Raw genomic sequence first — 18,107 nt, 5'->3', positions numbered from 1 at the left:
TTGAACCCGGGAGATTTTCCCCCCACTTCCCAAGGAGATCGACATGGTTGCCACATCAGGACCCGGCCGTCGAACGGTGCTGAGGGGCGGTCTGACCGCCACCGCGGTCGGCGCACTCGGACTCGCCGCGAACGGACCGGCCCACGCCGCCCCGGTGCGCGCGGACAGCCCTCCGGCATCCGGTTCGCCGCTCGCCGCCCCCGAGCCGCGGATCTACACCACCGCCGAATGGGGCGCGAGGCCCCCGAACCAGCAGATCGTCGTACTCGACCGGGTGCCGACGTACATCGTCGTGCACCACACCGCGGAGCCCGGCAACAGCGAGGACTACTCGCTGGAGCACGCGATGGCCATCTGCCGGTCGATCCAGAACTTCCATATGGACGGCCAGGGTTGGGGCGACTCCGGCCAGCAGTTCACCAACTCGCGCGGCGGCTACATCCTCGAAGGCCGGCACCAGAGCCTCGATGTCGTACGCGGCGGCACCCAGCATGTGCAGGGCGCGAACGTCGGCGGCCGGAACAGCGAGGTCATCGGCATCGAGAACGAAGGCCTCTACACGCAGGTCGACGTACCGGCCGCGCTCTGGGGCTCCCTCGTCCAGCTCGTCGCGTGGATAGCCACCCAGTACGGGCGGCCGGTCACGGACATCATGGGCCACCGAGACTTCAACTCGACCGAATGCCCCGGCGACGTGCTCTACGGCAGACTCCAGGAGCTGCGCGACGCGGTCGCCGGCGCCCTTGGCGTCGCACCGGCCGGCCGGCCCTCCGTCTGGCCGCTGCTGCGCCCGGGATCCGCCGGTCCCCAGGTCCGTGCGGCGCAGTACCTCCTGCGTGGTCGCGGCTTCTCGGACGTACCGGTGGACGGCGTCTTCGGCGCGGCCACCAAGCGCGCGGTCGCGAAGCTGGCCGATGTGCACAACGTCGAGAAGCACACCTGCGCGGCCATGGTCCGGGGCGGCACGGACGAGACCGGTTACCTCGGGTCCGACATCTGGCCGTTGATCACCCCTGAGGTCAGGGCGGGCGAGAACGCCGACGTCGCGAGGGCGGTGACCACCCTGCACCGCGCGGGCGCGGACAAGGCGCACTCGGACGGTGTGCTCACGGCGGCCGACTGGAAGCTGCTGCTGGCCTGACACCGGCGGTCCGCACCGCCCCGCACGCCCGCGATGTCCTTCGGCGGCAGGAGTGACATCCTGCCGCCGAAGATTCTTCCCGCTCCGGTAGGTGACGGTGCGTCATATGTCTATCGTGTTGCCAACCCGGACAAACTCGCTGACGTCCGACGGACCGGGGAAGACTGAGCGAGCTGATCCACTTCTCGGATCCGCTTCACTGATCGACTTCTGCCAGGGAGCGCACGATGACGGAGTACCGGAACCTCGGCCGTACGGGTGTGAAGGTCAGCCCTCTCTGCCTCGGCACGATGATGTTCGGGGCCCGCGGCAACACCGACCACGACGACAGTGTCCGGATCATCCACCGGGCGCTCGACTCGGGTATCAACTTCGTGGACACCGCCGACGTCTACTCGGCCGGCGAGTCGGAGACCATTGTCGGCAAGGCGCTGGCCGGCGGTCGCCGGGACAATGTCGTCCTGGCGACGAAGTTCCACGGCGCCCGCGGTGACGGACCCAACGAGCGCGGCAACTCCCGGCGCTGGATCATCCGGGAGGTCGAGAACAGCCTGCGCAGGCTGAACACCGACTGGATCGACCTCTACCAGGTGCACCGGCCCGAGCCGGACACCGACTTCGACGAGACGCTCGGCGCGCTCAGCGATCTCGTCCACCAGGGCAAGATCCGCCTTATCGGTACGTCCACGTTCGAGCCGTCGGCGATCGTCGAGGGGCAGTGGATCGCGGAGCGGCGCGGCCGGGAGCGGGTGGTGGCCGAGCAGCCCCCGTACTCGTTGCTCGCGCGCGGTATCGAGCGCGAGGTGCTGCCCGTGGCGCGACGGTACGGACTCGGGGTGCTGTCCTGGGGCCCGCTGGCGGGCGGCTGGCTGTCGGGCCGCTTCCGCAAGGGTGTCGCGCAGCCCGCCTCCAGCCGGTCCGCCCAGCAGACGGAGCGCTTCGACATCAACGCCCAGGAGAACGCGGCCAAGCTGGACGCGGCCGAGAGCCTGGCCCTGCTGGCTGAGGAGGCGGGGCTGACGCTGGTGGAGCTGGCGGTCGCGTTCGTCATCGAACACCCGGCGGTCACCTCGGCGATCATCGGGCCCCGGACGTACGAGCAGTTGGAGAGCCAGCTGGGAGCGGACAAGGTGAGTCTCAGCCGCGACGTGCTGGACCGGATCGACGAGATCGTGCCGCCGGGCACCAATCTGTCGGGACGGGATGCCGGATACGTGCCTCCGTCGATCGCCGACCCGTCCCAGCGCCGCAGGTCCGCGGCCCCGGCCCAGTCCTACTGACCGGCCTCGCCGCCGGCCGGTCCGGGCACACCGCGCAAGGCCGAGCGCCGGCGGCGGTTCAGAGCGCGATCAGACCCGCCCGGGTCGGCCGGAAGCCGCAGGCGCCGGTGTAGAAGGCGTGCAGGTGCTCCTCGTAGTCGACGTGCAGCCACTCGCACCCGGCGGCGCGGGCCCCTTCCGTCGCCCGGACGACCAGCGCCGTACCGACACCGCGCCCCCGGCAGTGCCGGGCGACGACCGTGTCCAGGAGAAAGGCGTGTGCTCCGCCGTCCCAGGCGACGTTGACGAAACCGACGAGGCGGCCGGCCTCCGACGCGCAGACCCACCCGGTCGGAGGTGGGCGCGGGCGGACCGCCGAAGCCCTCGGCGTGCAGCGCGTCGAGGGCGGCGCCGTCCACGTCGCCCCGCCACTCGTACGTGACCGTCATCACTCGATCGTAGAACCGCTCGTCCGACGATGATCACTCTGCCGTGGTCGGCGTCATTACCTCGCGGGTAATCGACGGTCCCGCGACCCCGCGGAAGAGTGGAGATCAGACGACGAAAGGAACTCACGTGTCCACTCCGAACGACGCTGTCGCACGCTACTTCACCGCCTGGAACGCCGCCGACGAGGACCTGGAGAAGGCGGTGTCCGCCGCCTTCACCGAGGACGGCACCTACACCGACCCACTGGCGGAGGTCGCCGGGCACGCCGGAATCACGGCGGCGATCCGGGGCGCCCACGAGCAGTTCCCGGGCTTCGACTTCAAGCTGACGGGCACTCCCGACGCCCACCACAATCTGATCCGCTTCACCTGGGACCTGGTTTCCCGGGAAGACGGTTCGGCGCCCGCGGCGGGCTTCGACGTGATCACTCTGGCCGAGGACGGCCGGATCGGCTCGGTGAGCGGGTTCCTCGACCGGCTGCCGGGTGCCTGACGAGCCTCCGACGAGCGCCGCGGCAGCGACGAGTCCGGCAGACCATGGGGGTGGTCTGCCGGACTCGGTCCCGGGAGGCGTCGTCGTCAGGCGCCGGTACGGACCGTCTGGAGGGCCTTGGACCAGCTGACGAGCTGGTCCAGCGTGGTGTCCAGGGCCGCCGTCTGGTGGTCGCCGGGCTTGAAGGAGGAGAAGTTCTCGAAGTCCGTGAAGAGCGAGAGCGCGACCTGCGCCCGCACGGTGGCCACCTGGAGCTCGGACATGATCAGACGCAGGTGCTCGACGGCACGCGTACCGCCGACGCTGCCGTAGCTGACGAAGCCGGCGGCCTTGTTGTTCCACTCGCCGTAGAGGAAGTCGATGGCGTTCTTCAGGGCGCCGGAGGTCGAGTGGTTGTACTCGGGAGTAACGAAGAGGTAGCCGTCGAAGGAGGCGATCTTCTCGGCCCACGCCAGGGTGTGGGCGTTCGCGTACTGGCCCATGGACGGCGGGATCGCCTCGTCCAGGTGCGGCAGCTTGAAGTCCGCGATGTCGACGAGCTCGAACTCCGCGTCGCCCCGCTTGGCGGCGATCTCCTGGGCCCACTTTGCGACGGCCTCGCCGTTACGACCCGGGCGGGTGCTGCCCAGGATGACCGCGATCTTCAACGTCATGGGTTGCTCCTGACTTGAGATGTCAACTGACTGTGCCCATCCTGCTCACGCTTGAAGTCTCAAGTCAAGCGGCTACGATGGTCCCATGACTGATGAGATCTCCCCGGCAGATGACACGCCGTGGCTCTCCGCGGCCGAGCTGGAGTCGTGGGTGCCGTTCAGCGGGATGCTCCTCGGTCTGGTCAGCGCGCTGGACGCGCAGCTCCAGAGCGACGCCAAGATCAGCTTCTTCGGCTATCTCGTCCTGGCGGGCCTCTCCGAGGCGCCCGGGCGCACCCTGCCCATGAGTGACCTCGCGGTCCTGGCCCACGGCTCCCTGTCACGTCTGTCCCACGCGGTGTCCACGCTGGAGAAGCGCGGCTGGGTCCGCCGCAGCCCCTCGCCGGAGAACGGCCGCGTCACGGTCGCGACCCTCACCGACGCCGGGTACGCCAAGGTCGTCGCCACCGCGCCCGGGCATGTGGAGGCCGTCCGCCGGCTCGTCCTCGATCCGATCGACGCGGACCAGCTGCGTACGCTCGGCAAGATCTCCGCCGTCCTCCGCGACTCGATGGGCTCGCCCTGCGAGTGGCCGTCCCGCCCCGGCACCGCGGGCTGACCGGACGGACGGCCCACTCGCCGCCTCCCTTGCCGGCCTGTCAGCCGTTCCCGATGTCACCGGCCCGGGGCTCGGCCGCCCAGACACGCTCGGCATGCAGCGGCCCGTTGCGCGCCAGCAGCATGCCGTGGTCGGCGGCCAGCGGCGCGAGTTGGGAGCCGTAACAGAGCACCGCCTCACGCTTCAGGGCCCATTGCTCGTCCGTCAGTGTGAGGTCGTGCTCCACGCGCAGTGTGTGACGGCTCGTCATGTCCTGGTAGGCGAGTCCGTACAGGTGGCTGCGGCCCAGCGCGGGGTCGGCGCCGGCGGATCCCCATTCGTCCAGATGGCCGGTGTAGGGGAGGTCGGCGTACATGAGCGGCACCGCGCGGCCGAGCTTCCCGGCCACCGTCAGCGCACGGTCACGGACCTTCTCATGATCCGGCTGATTGGTGCCGATGGGTACCAACAGCACTGCTTCCGGGGGCAGTTCGGCAAGACAGCTGTCGATCCCGGTGAGCTCCGTCCCGTCCCCGTAGGGGCCGTCGGGATGGTCCAGGACGACGCTCTCGACCCCGAGGAGTTCGCAGGCCCGGACGTCCTCCACCCGGCGGGCACGGTATGCCTCCCGCGCGGTGGAGAAACCGCAGACGCTGTCCCACCAGGAGACGGGGTGGTGGGACGCGGGCTCGCCGCCGTACACCGTAACGACCGTGACCGGGCCGGGGAGTTGGGGGATCAGACCGGCGAGTGAGAGCGCGGCGTCGTCGAAGTGCGGGGAGAGGATCACGGTGGGGGGTGGTGGGGGAGTCATGCGGGGTGTCTCCTCGGTTGTGGGGTGGGCCAAAGAGGATCGGGTGACATCTGTACGGCGCTGAACACCTCGTCCCACTGGGCGTCGTCGCCCTCCCAGCGGGCCGGGGCGGCCGCCACCGTCCCCCAGGCGATTCCCGGCGGGAGGTCACCGGCGTCGGCGGGCGGCGTACGGCGCAGCCACAGCAGCGAGAAGCTCTGTCCCGGGTGCGCCGTCGCGATCACGTGACGCAGCCGGCGCAGGTCCCGCGCGGCGCACTCGTCGAAAGCGTCGTGGTGGACGTAGAGCACATGGGCCGGAGACTCGGCGAGCGCCCGCCAGCGTTCCGCGAGGGCGGCGAACTTGGCTCTGACACCGTCGAGTTGGGCGTCGATGTCGTCCTGGGTGAGGGGGCGTCCGGGGTCGGCAGGCCGGAAGTCGTGGAAGAAGCGGATGTCCGAGCCGCGGTCCAGCGCGCAGAGGCCGTCGCTGAACGGCTCGACCATCCCCGGCCGCAGGACATGGGCGAAGTCGCCGGTGATGGTCTCGACCACCGACTCCAGGTCGAGGTCGAGCCAGTCGAAGAAGTGGGCGGAGTCGTTCCCGGTGATCCGGCGCAGCTGGTAGGTCGATTCGCAGTGGTAGCCGAGCCCCACGCACACGTCGTACGCGGCGGCTTCGGCCGGCGCGGCCGGGCCCTTTGCGCCGCGCACCGCGCGGGCCGGCCCGGCCGGACTCGTCTGTGTCATGACGGCGTTCAGCCGGCGGTGCGCCGCAGCAGAAGGCCGTCGCTGCCGCGTTTGATGAGATAGGCGCGGCCCGCGCAGACGGTTTCGACGCGCGGTGGTACGAGGCGGACGCTCTCCACCTCCTGCCAGGTCGCCGACGCCGAGAGCCAGGGCCGTACGCGGGCGTCCATCGCGTCCGGTTCGAGGGCGACGAAGACGTGATCGGTGGGCAGCCGGTCGAGCAGCGCGAGCTCCTGGCCGTAGTAGAGCATCTCGATGAGCAGGTGGGCCCCGGCGCGCGGGTGGCCCTCGCCGGTGAGATCCGCGAGATCGTCGGCGGAGACCCGCACACTCCCGGTGCCCCTCACGGCCTCCGTGAGACGCGTCCTGAACAGCGGGTTGGGCTCCGTGGCATGTACGGCGCCGCCGGCCGCGACCAGACGGTGCGTCAGGGCCCCCTCGCACGCGCCCACTTCGACCAGTGAGTCGCCGGTCTCGGCGCGATGGCCCAGCACCCAGGCCGCCGTGGCGTCCAGCCGGTCCTTCTCGTACGCGGAACTGCCGAACTCCCAGGGATCCGGGATGGACGCGGCCTCGTCGTCCAGGCTCGCCAGCAGCGCGAAGAGCCGCTCGCGCTCGTCGGCGTCGGCGTGGAAGAAACGCTCGGTGGCGGGGATGCGGGGCGTCTGGACGACGTACTCCGCCGACTCCGCCGTGAGCAGGTGCTCGCATTCCCGGTTCACGAAGCCGAGCTTGGTGGCGATCAGTTCACGGTCCAGCGAACGGTCGAAGTCGCTCACCACCTGGAGGAACGGCGAGTAGCCGACGGCGTGCCGCACATCGTGGTCCGCACAGCCGATCGCCGTGTCGCGGCCGACCCTGCCCCGGCTGCGCCGGTTGTCGGCCGGTGAGTGGGTCCAGACGACCGCCTGGTCGCCGCCGACCGCAAGTACGGCCTCGCGTACGAGCTCCGCCAGGGAGGCGGGACCGGGCGACCCGGCTCCGTCGTCGGCCGGACGCACGTGACGCGCGATGTCGGCGAGCCGCTCGGCGCGGCTCCGCCCGGCAGGGAAGGCGAGAGTCCGGCCGTGATCGGCGAGGACGAGGGCGGCCTCTCCGTCGGCGAGAACGGACAGGAAGTCGAGTACGGCGTCTTCGGCGCGGAGTACAACAACGATGTCGATCACAGGATCGGTCCTCTGTACGGAACGGACGTGCCGCAAGGGGCACACGCTAGGTCTAGACCACTGCGTGGTGCAAGGGACGGCCTTCTCGAAGGATGTGTCTCGGCCTTCCGGGTCTCCGGCCTCGTCCCGACCGGACTTGACACCCCACCCGACGGATCCACGGGTGCCGGTCGCGGCAGGCCGCGGTTGACAGGCGGCGCCCTGGTGAGAGCCTTGAAGGGGTACGGGACGACGAACGGCCCGCGTGGCTGAAATGCGACCGTCCTGCCCGCCCGGGTGAGGTAGGACGGAAGACGGGGGCAGTAGGCGGGGACCGGGTCGGCTCGACCGAGCTCGACCGAGAGGAGGGGCCCGCGATGGGACCGACACCGGACGTCCGCACCGTCCGGCTCCCCTCGGGAGAAGACATTCCCGTGCTGGGACAGGGGACGTGGGGCTGGGCGCAGGACCCGTCGCGCCGCGCCGACGAGAAGGAGTCCCTGCTGCTGGGACTCGATCTGGGTTTGACGGTGGTCGACACCGCCGAGATGTACGGCCAGGGCGCCGCGGAGGAACTGCTGGGTGAGACCCTCACGGGCCGCCGCCGCGACGACGCCTTCCTGGTGACCAAGGTGCTGCCGTACAACGCCGGCCGGATGGACGCCGTCAACGCGTGCGAGCGCAGTCTGAAGCGCCTGCGGACCGACCGCGTCGACCTCTATCTGCTGCACTGGCGCGGCTCCGTACCGCTGGAGGAGACGATCGCCGCCTTCGAGGAACTGCGGCGCGCGGGCAAGATCCGCCACTGGGGAGTCAGCAACTTCGACCCGGCGGACCTGCGGGATCTCGCGGAGGTGACGGGCGGCGACGCGATGGCGACCAACCAGGTCCTCTACAACCTGACCCGGCGCGGAATCGAGTACGACCTGCTGCCGGGATGCCAGGGGAGGGGCGTCCCGGTCATGGCCTACTCACCGGTCGAGCAGGGGCGGCTGCTGTCCGCCCCGATCCTCGAAACCGTGGCCCGTGGCCACCGGGCGACGCCGGCACAGGTCGCCCTGGCCTGGGTCCTCCGCCGGAGCGACGTGATCGCGATCCCCCGGGCGGGCCGGCCGGAGCACGTACGCGAGAACCACGCCGCGCTCGCACTCGACCTGACCGACGACGACCTGACCGTCCTCGACGGGGCTTTCCCGCCCGCCCGGGGCCCGGTGCCGCTGGAGATGCTGTGAGCGGCGGCGGACATCGACGGAGGTCCGGACACCCACCGAGGCTCGGACACCCACGGAGGTAGTGATGGCCGACGACATTCTGCAGACGATCGACATGCTGGTCGCGGAGGAACGCCGACTCCGTGACCAGGCCCCCGGCAAGGGCCTCGCCACGGAGGAACGCGCACGGCTCCGGGTGCTTGAGGAGCGGCTGGACCAGTGCTGGGACCTGCTGCGGCGGCGGAGGGCCGGGGCGGACGCCGGCGAGGACCCGCGACGGGTCGAACCCCGCCCGGTCGCCGAGGTCGAGTCCTACGAGCAATGAGCGCACCCGGGGGGACGGGGGCGGCGGCCACGGGCCGGGGGAGAGCGGCCGGGGAACCGCCGACCGTCCGCCGGGCGCGGACAACGACGTAAAGGAAAGGGCGGCCCGTCATGGCAGCCAGCACCCAGGACCGGCCGGCCGTCAGCCCCCGGCTCGACACGCACCAGTACTTCTGGAACCTCGACCAGATCTCCCGTGGCCACTTCCCATGGATGCCGCCGAGAGGCGTGCTGCGCGAGGACCACTCTCCCGAGCGTCTGGAACCGCACGTCAGGGCCACCGACGTGGGCGGCACGGTGGCTGTCCAGGCGGCGGCGAATCTCGAAGAGACCCTGGCCCTTCTCGACATCGCGCGATCCACCCCGTTCGTCCTCGGCGTGACGGGGTGGGCGGATCTCGCGCGTCCGGACGCCGCGGACACGCTCGAAGGCCTCGCCGCCGACGAGAACCTCCTCGCCGTCCGGCCGATGATCCATGACATGGACGACCCGAGGTGGGTGGCCCGGCCGGAGGTCCGTACCAGCCTCGGCACGCTGAGCAACCTCGGCCGCCGCTTCGAGGCACTCACCCGCCCCAAACACCTCCCGGCCCTCGTCGAAGCGATCGACGCCGTACCGGAACTGCCCGTCGTGATCGACCACCTCTCCAAGCCCCACTACCGGTGGGACGAGGACGAATCATGGCGTACGTGGATGGCCCGCTGCGCCGAACGCCCCGCCACGTACTGCAAGGTCTCCGGCATGCTCACCGAGGTCGGCCCCGTGTGGCACGCCGACGACTTCCAGCCGTACGTCGATTTCCTCTTCAACACGTTCGGTACGGACCACGTGATGTTCGGAAGCGACTGGCCGGTCTCACGCCAGCGCCTCGAATACCCGGACGTCGTGGACCTCACGGACCACCTCGTGTCCGGCCTGTCGCCCACGGAGGCGGAGGCTTTCTGGCGGGGCAACGCGGAGAGCTTCTACGGAGTCGCCCTGAAGCCGTAGCGGGAGGCGCGCGGCCGTTTCGACGGCGGAGGGTCCCCTGTCGGAGGCGTCTGCGATGATCGGCCCGGAGCGCGAGCCCGGAAGAGCCGGGGTGGGTGCCAGGACCGGGAGCGGTGAGGGATTTCGTGACGTACGACGTCGAGGCGGTACGCGCCCGCTTTCCCGGCCTGCGAGCCGGAGTCGCACACTTCGACGGCCCCGGCGGTACGCAGATGCCCACGCCGGTCATCGAGGCCATCACCGAGGCGCTGAGCAATCCGCTGTCGGTCCGGGGCTCGGTGGCACCGGGCGAGATCAACGCCGAGACGATCGTCCGCGAGTTCCGGCGGGCGATGGCCGACCTCCTCGGCGCGCGGGAAGCGGGGATCGTCGTCGGACGCAGCGCGACCCAGCTCACGTACGACTTCTCCCGTGTGCTGGCGCGGAGTTGGGCGCCCGGTGACGAGGTGGTGGTGAGCCGGCTCGACCACGACTCCAACATCCGCCCCTGGGTGCAGGCCGCCGAGCGGGCCGGTGCCGTGGTGCGCTGGGCGGACTTCGATCCTGCCACGGGCGAACTGCCCGTGGCGTCCGTCGCCGCCCTGCTGACCGACCGCACACGGCTGGTCGCGGTGACCGCCGCCTCGAACCTGATCGGGACGCGGCCGGACGTGGCGGCCATGGCCGAGCCGGTCCACCGGGCGGGTGCGCTGCTGTACGTCGACGGTGTGCACTTCGCCGCGCACGCCTTCGTGGATGTCGAGGCGCTCGGCGCGGACCTCTTCGTCTGCTCGCCCTACAAGTTCTTCGGCCCCCACCACGGCGTACTCGCCGCTTCCACGCGGCTGCTGGAGACTCTGCGACCGGACAAACTGGCGCCGTCGACCGACGCGGTACCGGAGCGTTTCGAGCTCGGCACCCTCCCGTACGAGGCCCTCGCGGGCACCCGCGCCGCGGTGGACTTCATCGCGGACCTCGCCCCCGGCACCGCCGGAGACCGGCGCGAGCGTCTCCGGTCCGCCTTCGCGTCGATCGAGGGCCACGAGGCGGCGCTGAGCCGGGACATGGAGGAGGCGCTGTCCCAACTCGACGGCGTGACGCGGCACTCCCGCGCGGCGCTGCGAACCCCCACGACGCTGCTCACCTTCGAGGACCGCACCGCGTCCGACGCCTACCACTTCCTCGCACGCTCCCAAGTACACGCCCCCGCGGGCTCGTTCTACGCCCTGGAGGCGTCCCGCCATCTCGGCCTGGGAGACACGGGCGGCCTGCGCGTGGGCCTGTCCCCGTACAACAACGCGGACGACGTCGAACGGCTCATGGCGGGCCTGAAGGCGTTCCTACGCTCCTGAGCCATGCGCTGCCCGGCCCGCTGACGAAGCGCGTCTGCGGGCTCGGTAGGCCGCCGCCTTCACGCGGTTGCCGCACTCGTCCATCCCGCACCAGGTGCGCCGGGCGCCGCGCGAGCGGTCGAGATAGATACGGGTGCAGACGGCGCGGCCGCACTCCTTCAAGCGGGCGTCGGGGTCCGCGAGCAGCACGACAGCGCTTCTGGCGATGTGGGAGAGGACCGCGGCGAGATCCCCCGACATACGCAGCCCCGCGTCGCTGAGCCTGACAGAGGGCGCCGGTCCGGCCGCCATGTCGTTGACGATCTTGAGGCTGCCCGGACCGAAGGGCCGGCCGAGCACACGGTCGAGAGCGAGTCGGTAGGCCGCCTCGCGCAGTGACAGCGCGGACTCGAAGGTCGCGGGATCGGCGGTCACGCGGGCGGGGAGGCCGTCACATCCGGCGACCCATCGCTCAAGGTCCGATGGCGTGGCCAGGCCGTCGAGGGGCATGTCCCGGCGTGACACCACGGTGCCCGCCAGATCGAGGGCCGGGTCGCCGCTCACGTACGCGAAATCCACGTCACCATCTTGACCGGTGACGAGACCGGTGACAAGGTCGTCACCTGCTGAACCGGTGACGCCGGCCATGAATGGAGACCGCATGACCGAGATCCGCGACATCGAGGCCGTCGTCTTCGACGTCCTCGGCACACTCGTCGACGAACCAGGCGGGCTTCGGGCGGCAATCCGCGAGGCACTGCCGGAGGCAGACGACGTGGCCGTCGACGGACTGCTCACTCTGTGGCAACGGCATGTCGAGACCGAACAGCGGCGCATCGCGCAGGGGCAGCGCCCGTACGCCAACAGCGAGACCATCGACGCGGAGGCCGCTCAACGGGTGGCCGACCACGCCGGACTCGTGGACCCCACCGCCGTCGCGAGGCTGGCCACGGGAGGTCAGCGCCTGCCTCCTTGGGACGACTCGGCCGCCGGCCTCGAACGACTCGCGCGGCGCTTCCCGGTGCTCGGCCTCTCCAACGCCGGCCGCACCGCTCTCCTACGCATGAGCGCACACGCCGGCCTGCGCTGGCACCAGGCCCTCTCCGGCGAAGCGGCCCTGGCCTACAAACCGGCCCGCGAGGTCTACCAACTCGCCATCAGCACCGCCGGATGCCCGCCCGAGCGCGTCCTCATGGTGGCGGCCCACGCCTGGGACCTCCGCGGCGCGCAGGCGAGCGGCATGCGGACGGCGTACGTCCACCGCCCGGTGGGGGATCCCCCGACGAGCGCGGACGCCTTCGACGGGCGGTTCACCGGACTGGACGACCTGGCCACCGCGCTGACGGCGAGAGCGTAGAAACCTCATCCTCCATACAGCAGGACGGGATCGGCCCACCCGCCTAGCCGGCGGCAGACCCCGAAGCGTTTCAGGAGCCACCAGCGTCGTCGGGCCGTTCCCTCGGCGACCGCCGACCACTGGGGTCCGGACAGATCCTCCACCCCCCACCAGGTCTTCACCGCCTTGCGGCCGCCCAGCTTGAGCAGCGGCCAGCGCGGCAGATGCAGACCGACGAAGAACATCGACACGTCGTCACCGCACTTGGTCGTGTAGAAGTACCTCTGCGGGTCCGTATAGCTGGCGCCCAGACCACAGTTCAGGCCCATCGTTCCGCCGAGCCATGTCAGTGCGAGCTTGCCACCGACAGGGATGGACGGGATCAGCACGGGGTTGAACCACCGCTCACCGCTCATGTCACGGGTGAGGCCCGTCCGTTCGGTCTGGGCCACCACGATGTTGGTCGCGGGGCCGGTTCCTACGTTGACCAGCGACCAGGTCGGCTCCCCGCCGCCCTGCCCGCTCTCCCACATGAACTGCAGTACGGGCATGTGTGCCCGACGGCTGGACGCGTACGCGAGGATCAATGATCCGAGTGACACGAGCGCCGCCAGGACCGAGATCAAGAGAGCCGACACGGTGTTCCCCCCGCTGAGACGTGTCTCCAGATCTATCAGTCTCCCTTCGGACACACACCCTTCCCAACTGGGCGGTCCTGTCAGGCGTTTCGGCCGTCCGGATGTCCCGCCCGAAGGCGGGGACGCCGCGAACGGCGTGCGGGGCGACGGCGGTCGCGAGGGGTGGTGGGGGTGCCCATAAGGTGATCCCCATGTCTGCCACGTTGAGTTCTGCGAAGTCCCGTGCCGCGCTGCGCACGTCGGCCCGTATCTCCGTCGAGTTGCTGGTGGTCCTCGTCGTGGCCGCGGCGGCTCTCTGGGTTCTGGGGCGGATGTGGTCGGTCGTCTGGCCGCTCATCGTCGGGCTGCTCCTGACCACGCTGACCTGGCCCGTGGCCCGCTTTCTGCGTCGGCACCGTTGGCACCCCGCCCTGGCCGCCTCAGTCGTGATGGTGCTGTTCTTCCTGGTCGCCGCCGGCGTCGTGGCGCTGATCGCCGTGCCGGTGGCGTCCCAGTCCGGCGAGTTGACCAGCGGGGTGAGCGACGGCATCGAGAAGGTGCGCGACTGGGCCTCGGGGCCGCCGTTGAACATCGGTGAGGACGAGATCACCGGCGCCCTCGACAGCGCCGCCGCCCGTGTCCAGGGCAGCGTCGGCACCGTGGTCAACGGAGTCGTCACGGGTGTGAGCACGCTGGTCAACGGCATCGTCACCGCCGTCCTGGCGCTCTTCCTGATGTTCTTCTTCCTCAAGGACGGACCGAGGTTCCTGCCGTGGCTGACCCGTCAGCTCCCGGGCCGGCTCGCCACCGACATCCCGGTGGTGCTCTCCCGCAGTTGGGAGACCCTCGGCGCGTTCGTGCGTTCCCAGGCGTTCGTCGGTCTGCTCGACGCTGTCTTCATCGGCCTCGGCCTGTGGATCGTGGGCGTACCACTCGTACTCCCGCTGTCGGTACTGACGTTCATCTCCGCGTTCGTACCCGTCGTGGGCGCCCTGTTCGCCGGACTGGTGGCGGTGCTCATCGCGTTGGTGTCGAACGGCCCGACGGACGCGCTGATCGTGCTGGCGATCATCATCGTGGTGCAGCAGCTCGAAGGCAACGTGTTCCAGCCCATGATCCAGAGCCGCGGGCTCGGCCTCCACGCGGCGGTGGTCCTGCTGGCGGTGACGCTCGGGGCCAGCCTGGCGGGCATCGTGGGCAGCCTGCTCGCCGTACCGGCCGTCGCGTTGATTGGGGTGGTCTGGACGTACGTACGCGAACAGCTCACCGACGACGCACCGCAGGACCCGACAACCGGCCTCCCCGCTCCGACCATCCCACCGCCCACCACCGGTGACGGTGTCCCGACGCCTTAGCCGGACCAGGCCGTCAACGACGTGGGAAGTCGATGCCGGCCGCGCGCAGCTCCGCCTCGATCAGCGTGTTCAGCCGGGCGATGGACGGCGCCCGCTCCTCCCGGTGGTGGTTGACCACTCCGTACCGGGAGGCGGCGTCGGACCGGTTCTGAAACGACGTCGGCATCGCCAGCAGCGCGCGGTCGGCCAGCAGCTTCCCGGCCGTCGCGGTCGCCAGTTCCTCGATCCGCGGGTCGTCCGGGTCCCAGGACATCGCCTCCCACCCGCGCTTGGTCAGCTCGACGAATTCGGGATCGCCGGTCCAGTGTTCGAGCATGGTCAGGAAGTTGTCCAGGACCTCCGGAACGAGCGCCCGGGTCAGCACCAGAGCCTCCCGTTGCGTGGCCACGTAGTCGGGAGTGAAGCCGAGACCGGCCAGCCGGTCCAGGATCGCGCAGGCCCGGTCGGGCAGCAGGGCCCGGTCGCCCTCGGCGAGCCGGTGCAACGTGTCGCGGCGCGCGGCCAGCTCCTCGATCCGTTCCGTGAGCCGGCGGCCGACGTCGTCCAGAGCGGCGGCGAACCGCTCGGGTTCGGCGTCGACCAGGTCACCGATCCCGGCCAGCGGCACACCCGCCCCGGCCAGGGTCCGGACCTGGACCAGCCGCAGCAGATCGGTCGACCGGTAACGCCGGTAGCCGGAACCGTCGCGTCCCGGTTCCTCGACCAGACCGAGCCGGTGGTAGTGCCGCACCGTCTTGATCGTGACGCCGACGAACGCGGCCGCCTGACCGATCGTGAGCCCGTCCGCCATCGGCTCAGCGCACCCCCGGTTCGTGGGCGGTCTTCGCGCTCACCTTGAGATATGGATTGCCGGCAATCACAGGGGCGAGGGTAGCGCGCATCTCTTCCACCTCATGACCCGTGCCCGGTCCACGCCCGACGCGGGCGGGAAGGGGGTTGAGCTTGACCTTGGGTCAGGGTGCACGCTCATCGCGAGACCGCCTCGAACGGGCGGGTCGTCACCAGTGGGCCCGCGCTTTCGAGCCGCCTCGAACCCTGAATACCGTGAGACAAGGAATGACCATGAGCGAGACCCTCCCCACCACACGAACCACCGCTGTCGGGCCGGATCGCCCGGAGCTGCGGCAGGCCATCCAGGAGATCGTCGATTCCGGTTTCGCCGGGATGCAGCTGCGCGTGCACGACGAGCGGGGCCACTGGGCCGGCAGCGCGGGGGTACGCAAGCTGGGTGAGGCGGCGAAGCCACCGACCGACGGGCACTTCCGGATCGGCAGCATCACCAAGACCTTCACCGCGACCCTGGTGCTGCGCCTGGTCGCCGAGGGCAGGATCGGGCTGGACACCCCGGCGGACGCGTACCTGCCCGAGTTCCGGCTGGACCGGCGGATCACCGTGCGGATGCTGCTCCAGCACACCAGCGGGTTGTTCAGCTTCACCGGCGAGATCTACGAGGACGGGACGATCGTGGCCGGCGGAGTCGCCGGGGTGGGCAAGGAGTGGATGGACAATCAGTTCCGCACCTACCGGCCCGAAGAGCTGGTACGGATGGCGTTGTCCAAGCCCGCGCGGTTCGAGCCCGGGACGGACTGGAGCTACTCCAACACCAACTACGTGCTGGTCAGGCTGCTGATCGAGAAGGCCACCGACCGCTCGTACGCCGAGGAGATGCGGCGGCTGGTCCTGGGGCCGCTCGGGCTGACCGGCACCGTGGTGCCGGGCGCCTCGCCGGAGATCCCCGAGCCGCACGCCCACGGCTACTACGGGTACGAGGACGCCGGCCGGTGGAAGGTGGCGGACACCACCCGCTTCAACCCCTCCTGGATCTCCGCCGCCGGAGACATGATCTCGACCAGCCAGGATCTCCACACATTCTTCTCCGCCCTGATGAGCGGCAAGCTCCTGCCGGCCCCGCTCCTGGCCGAGATGCGCACACCGCACCCCAAGATGGGCTACGGCCTCGGGGTGTTCGTGGAGGAGACGGTCGGCGGCGGCACCATTTTCCAGCACAACGGCGGCTTCTGGGGCTGGGCGGCGCTGATGTACAGCACCCCCGACGGCAGCAAGACCCTGACCGGCTCGCTGACCTCCGGGGAAGCGGAGCTCGACTGGCCGGCCCTGGCGGGGGCGTTCGAGAAGGTCAAGCAGCGGCTCGTCAAGGAGGTGTTCGGCGACTAGGTTCTGTCCGGCGGACCGAGCGGGCTCAGCAGACGGGCTGACGCCGCCGGAAAGCCCCTCCGACCGGCTGATCGCGCGGCTGTCGTCATCCGCCGGTCGTCAGGGTCCCGCGGGTACGGGCCTGTCGCGCCAGACCCGGCAGGAGACGGCCACCACCAGCGGCCACACGGCCTGAACGAAGGTCACCACCCGCTCCGCGACGCCCGGCGCCTGCCCGTTCTGCAACTCCACCGCGAACCACGCGGCGCCCGCGCACATCAGTACGCTCGCGACGACCGACACCTTGAAGTTCAAGCCCCACGGCACGTTCTTCCCACCGCGCCTCGCGGCCAAGGCAGGCCAGATCGCCAGCAGAACGAAGCCGGTACCCGCCACCAGCCCGTGTTTCAGTGCCCCACCACTCACGGGCGCGGGCACCAGTGTCAGAGCCATGGCGGCCAGCCCGCCGCCGGCCAGGGCGAGCCGCCCGAGGAACGCCGCCTCCCGCAGACCGTGTGCGGTCGTGATGTACGACAGCCCCAGCACGATCAGTACGCCGGTCATCAGCCAGTAGCCGCGGGCACCGTAGGACGCCAGAATGCTGAGTGTGTCATCCGTGGGGTCGTAGGAAGGTCCTTGCAGATGCTGTGCAATCGTCGAACCACCGACCAGAAGCACAGGGGCACCCGCCGCGGACAGCAGGACCCACCAGGGGGCACGTCGCATCGCCCCACCGTAAACATCACTCGCCGTGTGCGGTCGATGACACACACTCGGCGGGCAACTCGTCCCTATCCTGGAGGAAACACCACCATCACAGCTGTTGGGCCGCACCATAAAACGCTCGCGGGTCCGGGCCGTCACAGACCAACATGGAACGCATGACTGACCAACCCGCACGATGGACCCAGGCGACCGTCTACCCCGACATGTGGGCCGATCCGGACGACGACCCCCGCAACACCGAAGGAGTCAGTCCGGACGGCGAGCTCGCGACGCTGCAGGACTTCCTGACGGACTATCGCACGACGCTGCGGATGAAGTGCGAGGGCCTGGACGCGGAGCAGTTGGCCCGTCGCTCGGTTCCGCCGTCGACGATGTCGCTGCTCGGTCTGCTCCGCCATCTCGCCGAGGTGGAGCGGGACTGGCGCAACTGGATCACCGACGGGGATCCGCTGCCGAAGATCTACGGCGACGGCGGCGGGGACTTCCATGGAGCCGTGGCTGAGGAGGCCGAGGTCGAAGCCGCGTACTCCGCTCTGGCGAAGGAACAGGCCGCGACCGACGCCAAGCTCGCCGAGCACCCGGATCTGGGTGAACGTCTGGGGAAGGACGGCATCGCGGTCCGGGAGCTGATGGTGCACAGGATCGACGAGTACGCCCGCCACTGCGGGCACGCCGATCTGCTGCGCGAGTGCGTCGACGGAAGAGTGGGCCAGTAGGGGGCCGGGCCGATATCCGGGTGACCTGAGGCGAGGCACTCCCTAGGGCCTGTCCGCAAAGTCATGGGAGCCAGAGTTGTAGGCAGGCGAGGGTGACCATGGCTTGGTA

Annotated in this window: 20 protein-coding genes and 1 pseudogene; 12 read left to right on the top strand and 9 right to left on the bottom strand. The window is 70.2% G+C overall.

The window, feature by feature from the left end:
• Positions 1 to 43: 43 nt before the first annotated feature.
• Complete coding sequence (locus IEY79_RS29265; protein ID WP_189110646.1) at positions 44 to 1,141, top strand: peptidoglycan recognition protein family protein; 1,098 nt, start codon at positions 44 to 46, stop codon at positions 1,139 to 1,141.
• Between the two features lie 227 nt (positions 1,142 to 1,368).
• Entirely contained in the window at positions 1,369 to 2,421 is a 1,053-nt protein-coding gene (locus IEY79_RS29260) for an aldo/keto reductase (RefSeq protein ID WP_189110645.1), read from the top strand.
• A gap of 58 nt (positions 2,422 to 2,479) precedes the next feature.
• On the opposite strand, the pseudogene IEY79_RS29255 reads toward IEY79_RS29260, so the two are convergent.
• Positions 2,480 to 2,849, bottom strand: a pseudogene (locus IEY79_RS29255) (GNAT family N-acetyltransferase).
• Positions 2,850 to 2,976: 127 nt separating this feature from the next.
• Here IEY79_RS29255 and IEY79_RS29250 point away from each other — a divergent pair.
• The gene (locus IEY79_RS29250; RefSeq protein WP_189110644.1) at positions 2,977 to 3,342 is read left to right on the top strand and encodes a nuclear transport factor 2 family protein; all 366 of its coding nucleotides are present in this window, start codon (positions 2,977 to 2,979) and stop codon (positions 3,340 to 3,342) included.
• 86 nt (positions 3,343 to 3,428) lie between these two features.
• On the opposite strand, the gene IEY79_RS29245 is transcribed toward IEY79_RS29250, so the two are convergent.
• On the bottom strand, positions 3,429 to 3,995 hold the full coding sequence (locus tag IEY79_RS29245) for an NADPH-dependent FMN reductase (protein WP_189110643.1): 567 nt from the start codon (positions 3,993 to 3,995) through the stop codon (positions 3,429 to 3,431).
• Between the two features lie 85 nt (positions 3,996 to 4,080).
• On the opposite strand from IEY79_RS29245, the gene IEY79_RS29240 reads away from it, so the two are divergent.
• Positions 4,081 to 4,593, top strand: a complete 513-nt coding sequence (locus tag IEY79_RS29240; RefSeq protein ID WP_189110642.1) for a MarR family winged helix-turn-helix transcriptional regulator — start codon at positions 4,081 to 4,083, stop codon at positions 4,591 to 4,593.
• A gap of 40 nt (positions 4,594 to 4,633) precedes the next feature.
• Here the strand turns inward: IEY79_RS29240 and IEY79_RS29235 are convergent, their stop codons facing one another.
• The 3 genes from IEY79_RS29235 to IEY79_RS29225 are packed head-to-tail and all read right to left on the bottom strand — an operon-like array spanning position 4,634 to position 7,280.
• Complete coding sequence (locus IEY79_RS29235; RefSeq protein ID WP_189110641.1) at positions 4,634 to 5,386, bottom strand: PIG-L deacetylase family protein; 753 nt, start codon at positions 5,384 to 5,386, stop codon at positions 4,634 to 4,636.
• Positions 5,383 to 6,114, bottom strand: coding sequence for a DUF1796 family putative cysteine peptidase (locus tag IEY79_RS29230; protein ID WP_189110640.1), 732 nt, complete (start codon positions 6,112 to 6,114; stop codon positions 5,383 to 5,385). Before IEY79_RS29230 ends, IEY79_RS29235 begins: the two co-directional genes overlap by 4 nt.
• A gap of 8 nt (positions 6,115 to 6,122) precedes the next feature.
• Complete coding sequence (locus IEY79_RS29225; protein WP_189110639.1) at positions 6,123 to 7,280, bottom strand: class I SAM-dependent methyltransferase; 1,158 nt, start codon at positions 7,278 to 7,280, stop codon at positions 6,123 to 6,125.
• A gap of 356 nt (positions 7,281 to 7,636) precedes the next feature.
• On the opposite strand from IEY79_RS29225, the gene IEY79_RS29220 reads away from it, so the two are divergent.
• The 4 genes from IEY79_RS29220 (at position 7,637) to IEY79_RS29205 (ending at position 11,115) form a co-directional block, all read left to right on the top strand.
• Positions 7,637 to 8,491, top strand: coding sequence for an aldo/keto reductase (locus tag IEY79_RS29220; RefSeq protein WP_189110638.1), 855 nt, complete (start codon positions 7,637 to 7,639; stop codon positions 8,489 to 8,491).
• A 64-nt stretch (positions 8,492 to 8,555) separates the two neighbouring features.
• Positions 8,556 to 8,795 (top strand): DUF2630 family protein, encoded by a 240-nt coding sequence (locus tag IEY79_RS29215; RefSeq protein WP_189110637.1) that lies wholly within the window; start codon positions 8,556 to 8,558, stop codon positions 8,793 to 8,795.
• A 110-nt stretch (positions 8,796 to 8,905) separates the two neighbouring features.
• Positions 8,906 to 9,784, top strand: coding sequence for an amidohydrolase family protein (locus IEY79_RS29210; protein WP_189110636.1), 879 nt, complete (start codon positions 8,906 to 8,908; stop codon positions 9,782 to 9,784).
• A 125-nt stretch (positions 9,785 to 9,909) separates the two neighbouring features.
• Positions 9,910 to 11,115: a cysteine desulfurase-like protein gene (locus tag IEY79_RS29205; protein WP_189110727.1), complete on the top strand. Its 1,206-nt coding sequence runs from the start codon at positions 9,910 to 9,912 to the stop codon at positions 11,113 to 11,115.
• Here the strand turns inward: IEY79_RS29205 and IEY79_RS29200 are convergent.
• On the bottom strand, positions 11,104 to 11,757 hold the full coding sequence (locus IEY79_RS29200) for a CGNR zinc finger domain-containing protein (RefSeq protein WP_229701212.1): 654 nt from the start codon (positions 11,755 to 11,757) through the stop codon (positions 11,104 to 11,106). The genes IEY79_RS29205 and IEY79_RS29200 overlap by 12 nt on opposite strands.
• Between IEY79_RS29200 and IEY79_RS29195 the strand changes: the two genes are divergently transcribed.
• Positions 11,756 to 12,451, top strand: coding sequence for a haloacid dehalogenase type II (locus IEY79_RS29195; RefSeq protein ID WP_189110635.1), 696 nt, complete (start codon positions 11,756 to 11,758; stop codon positions 12,449 to 12,451). The genes IEY79_RS29200 and IEY79_RS29195 overlap by 2 nt on opposite strands.
• 5 nt (positions 12,452 to 12,456) lie before the next feature.
• On the opposite strand, the gene IEY79_RS29190 is transcribed toward IEY79_RS29195, so the two are convergent.
• Entirely contained in the window at positions 12,457 to 13,068 is a 612-nt protein-coding gene (locus tag IEY79_RS29190) for a hypothetical protein (protein ID WP_189110634.1), read from the bottom strand.
• A 191-nt stretch (positions 13,069 to 13,259) separates the two neighbouring features.
• Here IEY79_RS29190 and IEY79_RS29185 point away from each other — a divergent pair, with 191 nt between their 5' ends.
• On the top strand, positions 13,260 to 14,402 hold the full coding sequence (locus IEY79_RS29185) for an AI-2E family transporter (RefSeq protein WP_189110633.1): 1,143 nt from the start codon (positions 13,260 to 13,262) through the stop codon (positions 14,400 to 14,402).
• Positions 14,403 to 14,415: 13 nt separating this feature from the next.
• Here IEY79_RS29185 and IEY79_RS29180 read toward each other — a convergent pair whose 3' ends face one another.
• The gene (locus IEY79_RS29180; RefSeq protein WP_189110632.1) at positions 14,416 to 15,192 is read right to left on the bottom strand and encodes a MerR family transcriptional regulator; all 777 of its coding nucleotides are present in this window, start codon (positions 15,190 to 15,192) and stop codon (positions 14,416 to 14,418) included.
• A 272-nt stretch (positions 15,193 to 15,464) separates the two neighbouring features.
• Between IEY79_RS29180 and IEY79_RS29175 the strand changes: the two genes are divergently transcribed.
• Positions 15,465 to 16,577 carry a serine hydrolase domain-containing protein gene (locus IEY79_RS29175; protein ID WP_189110631.1) on the top strand — a complete coding sequence of 371 codons (1,113 nt, stop codon included), beginning with the start codon at positions 15,465 to 15,467 and terminating at the stop codon, positions 16,575 to 16,577.
• A gap of 99 nt (positions 16,578 to 16,676) precedes the next feature.
• Here IEY79_RS29175 and IEY79_RS29170 read toward each other — a convergent pair whose 3' ends face one another.
• Entirely contained in the window at positions 16,677 to 17,282 is a 606-nt protein-coding gene (locus tag IEY79_RS29170; RefSeq protein WP_189110630.1) for a DUF998 domain-containing protein, read from the bottom strand.
• 155 nt (positions 17,283 to 17,437) lie between these two features.
• Here IEY79_RS29170 and IEY79_RS29165 point away from each other — a divergent pair, with 155 nt between their 5' ends.
• Entirely contained in the window at positions 17,438 to 17,998 is a 561-nt protein-coding gene (locus tag IEY79_RS29165; RefSeq protein WP_189110629.1) for a DinB family protein, read from the top strand.
• Positions 17,999 to 18,107: the final 109 nt, after the last annotated feature.

Source organism: Streptomyces camponoticapitis, assembly GCF_014646115.1.
Taxonomy (GTDB): domain Bacteria; phylum Actinomycetota; class Actinomycetes; order Streptomycetales; family Streptomycetaceae; genus Streptomyces; species Streptomyces camponoticapitis.
Note: the sequence above shows the minus strand (reverse complement) of the source record. Positions and strands in the feature narration are given on the sequence as shown.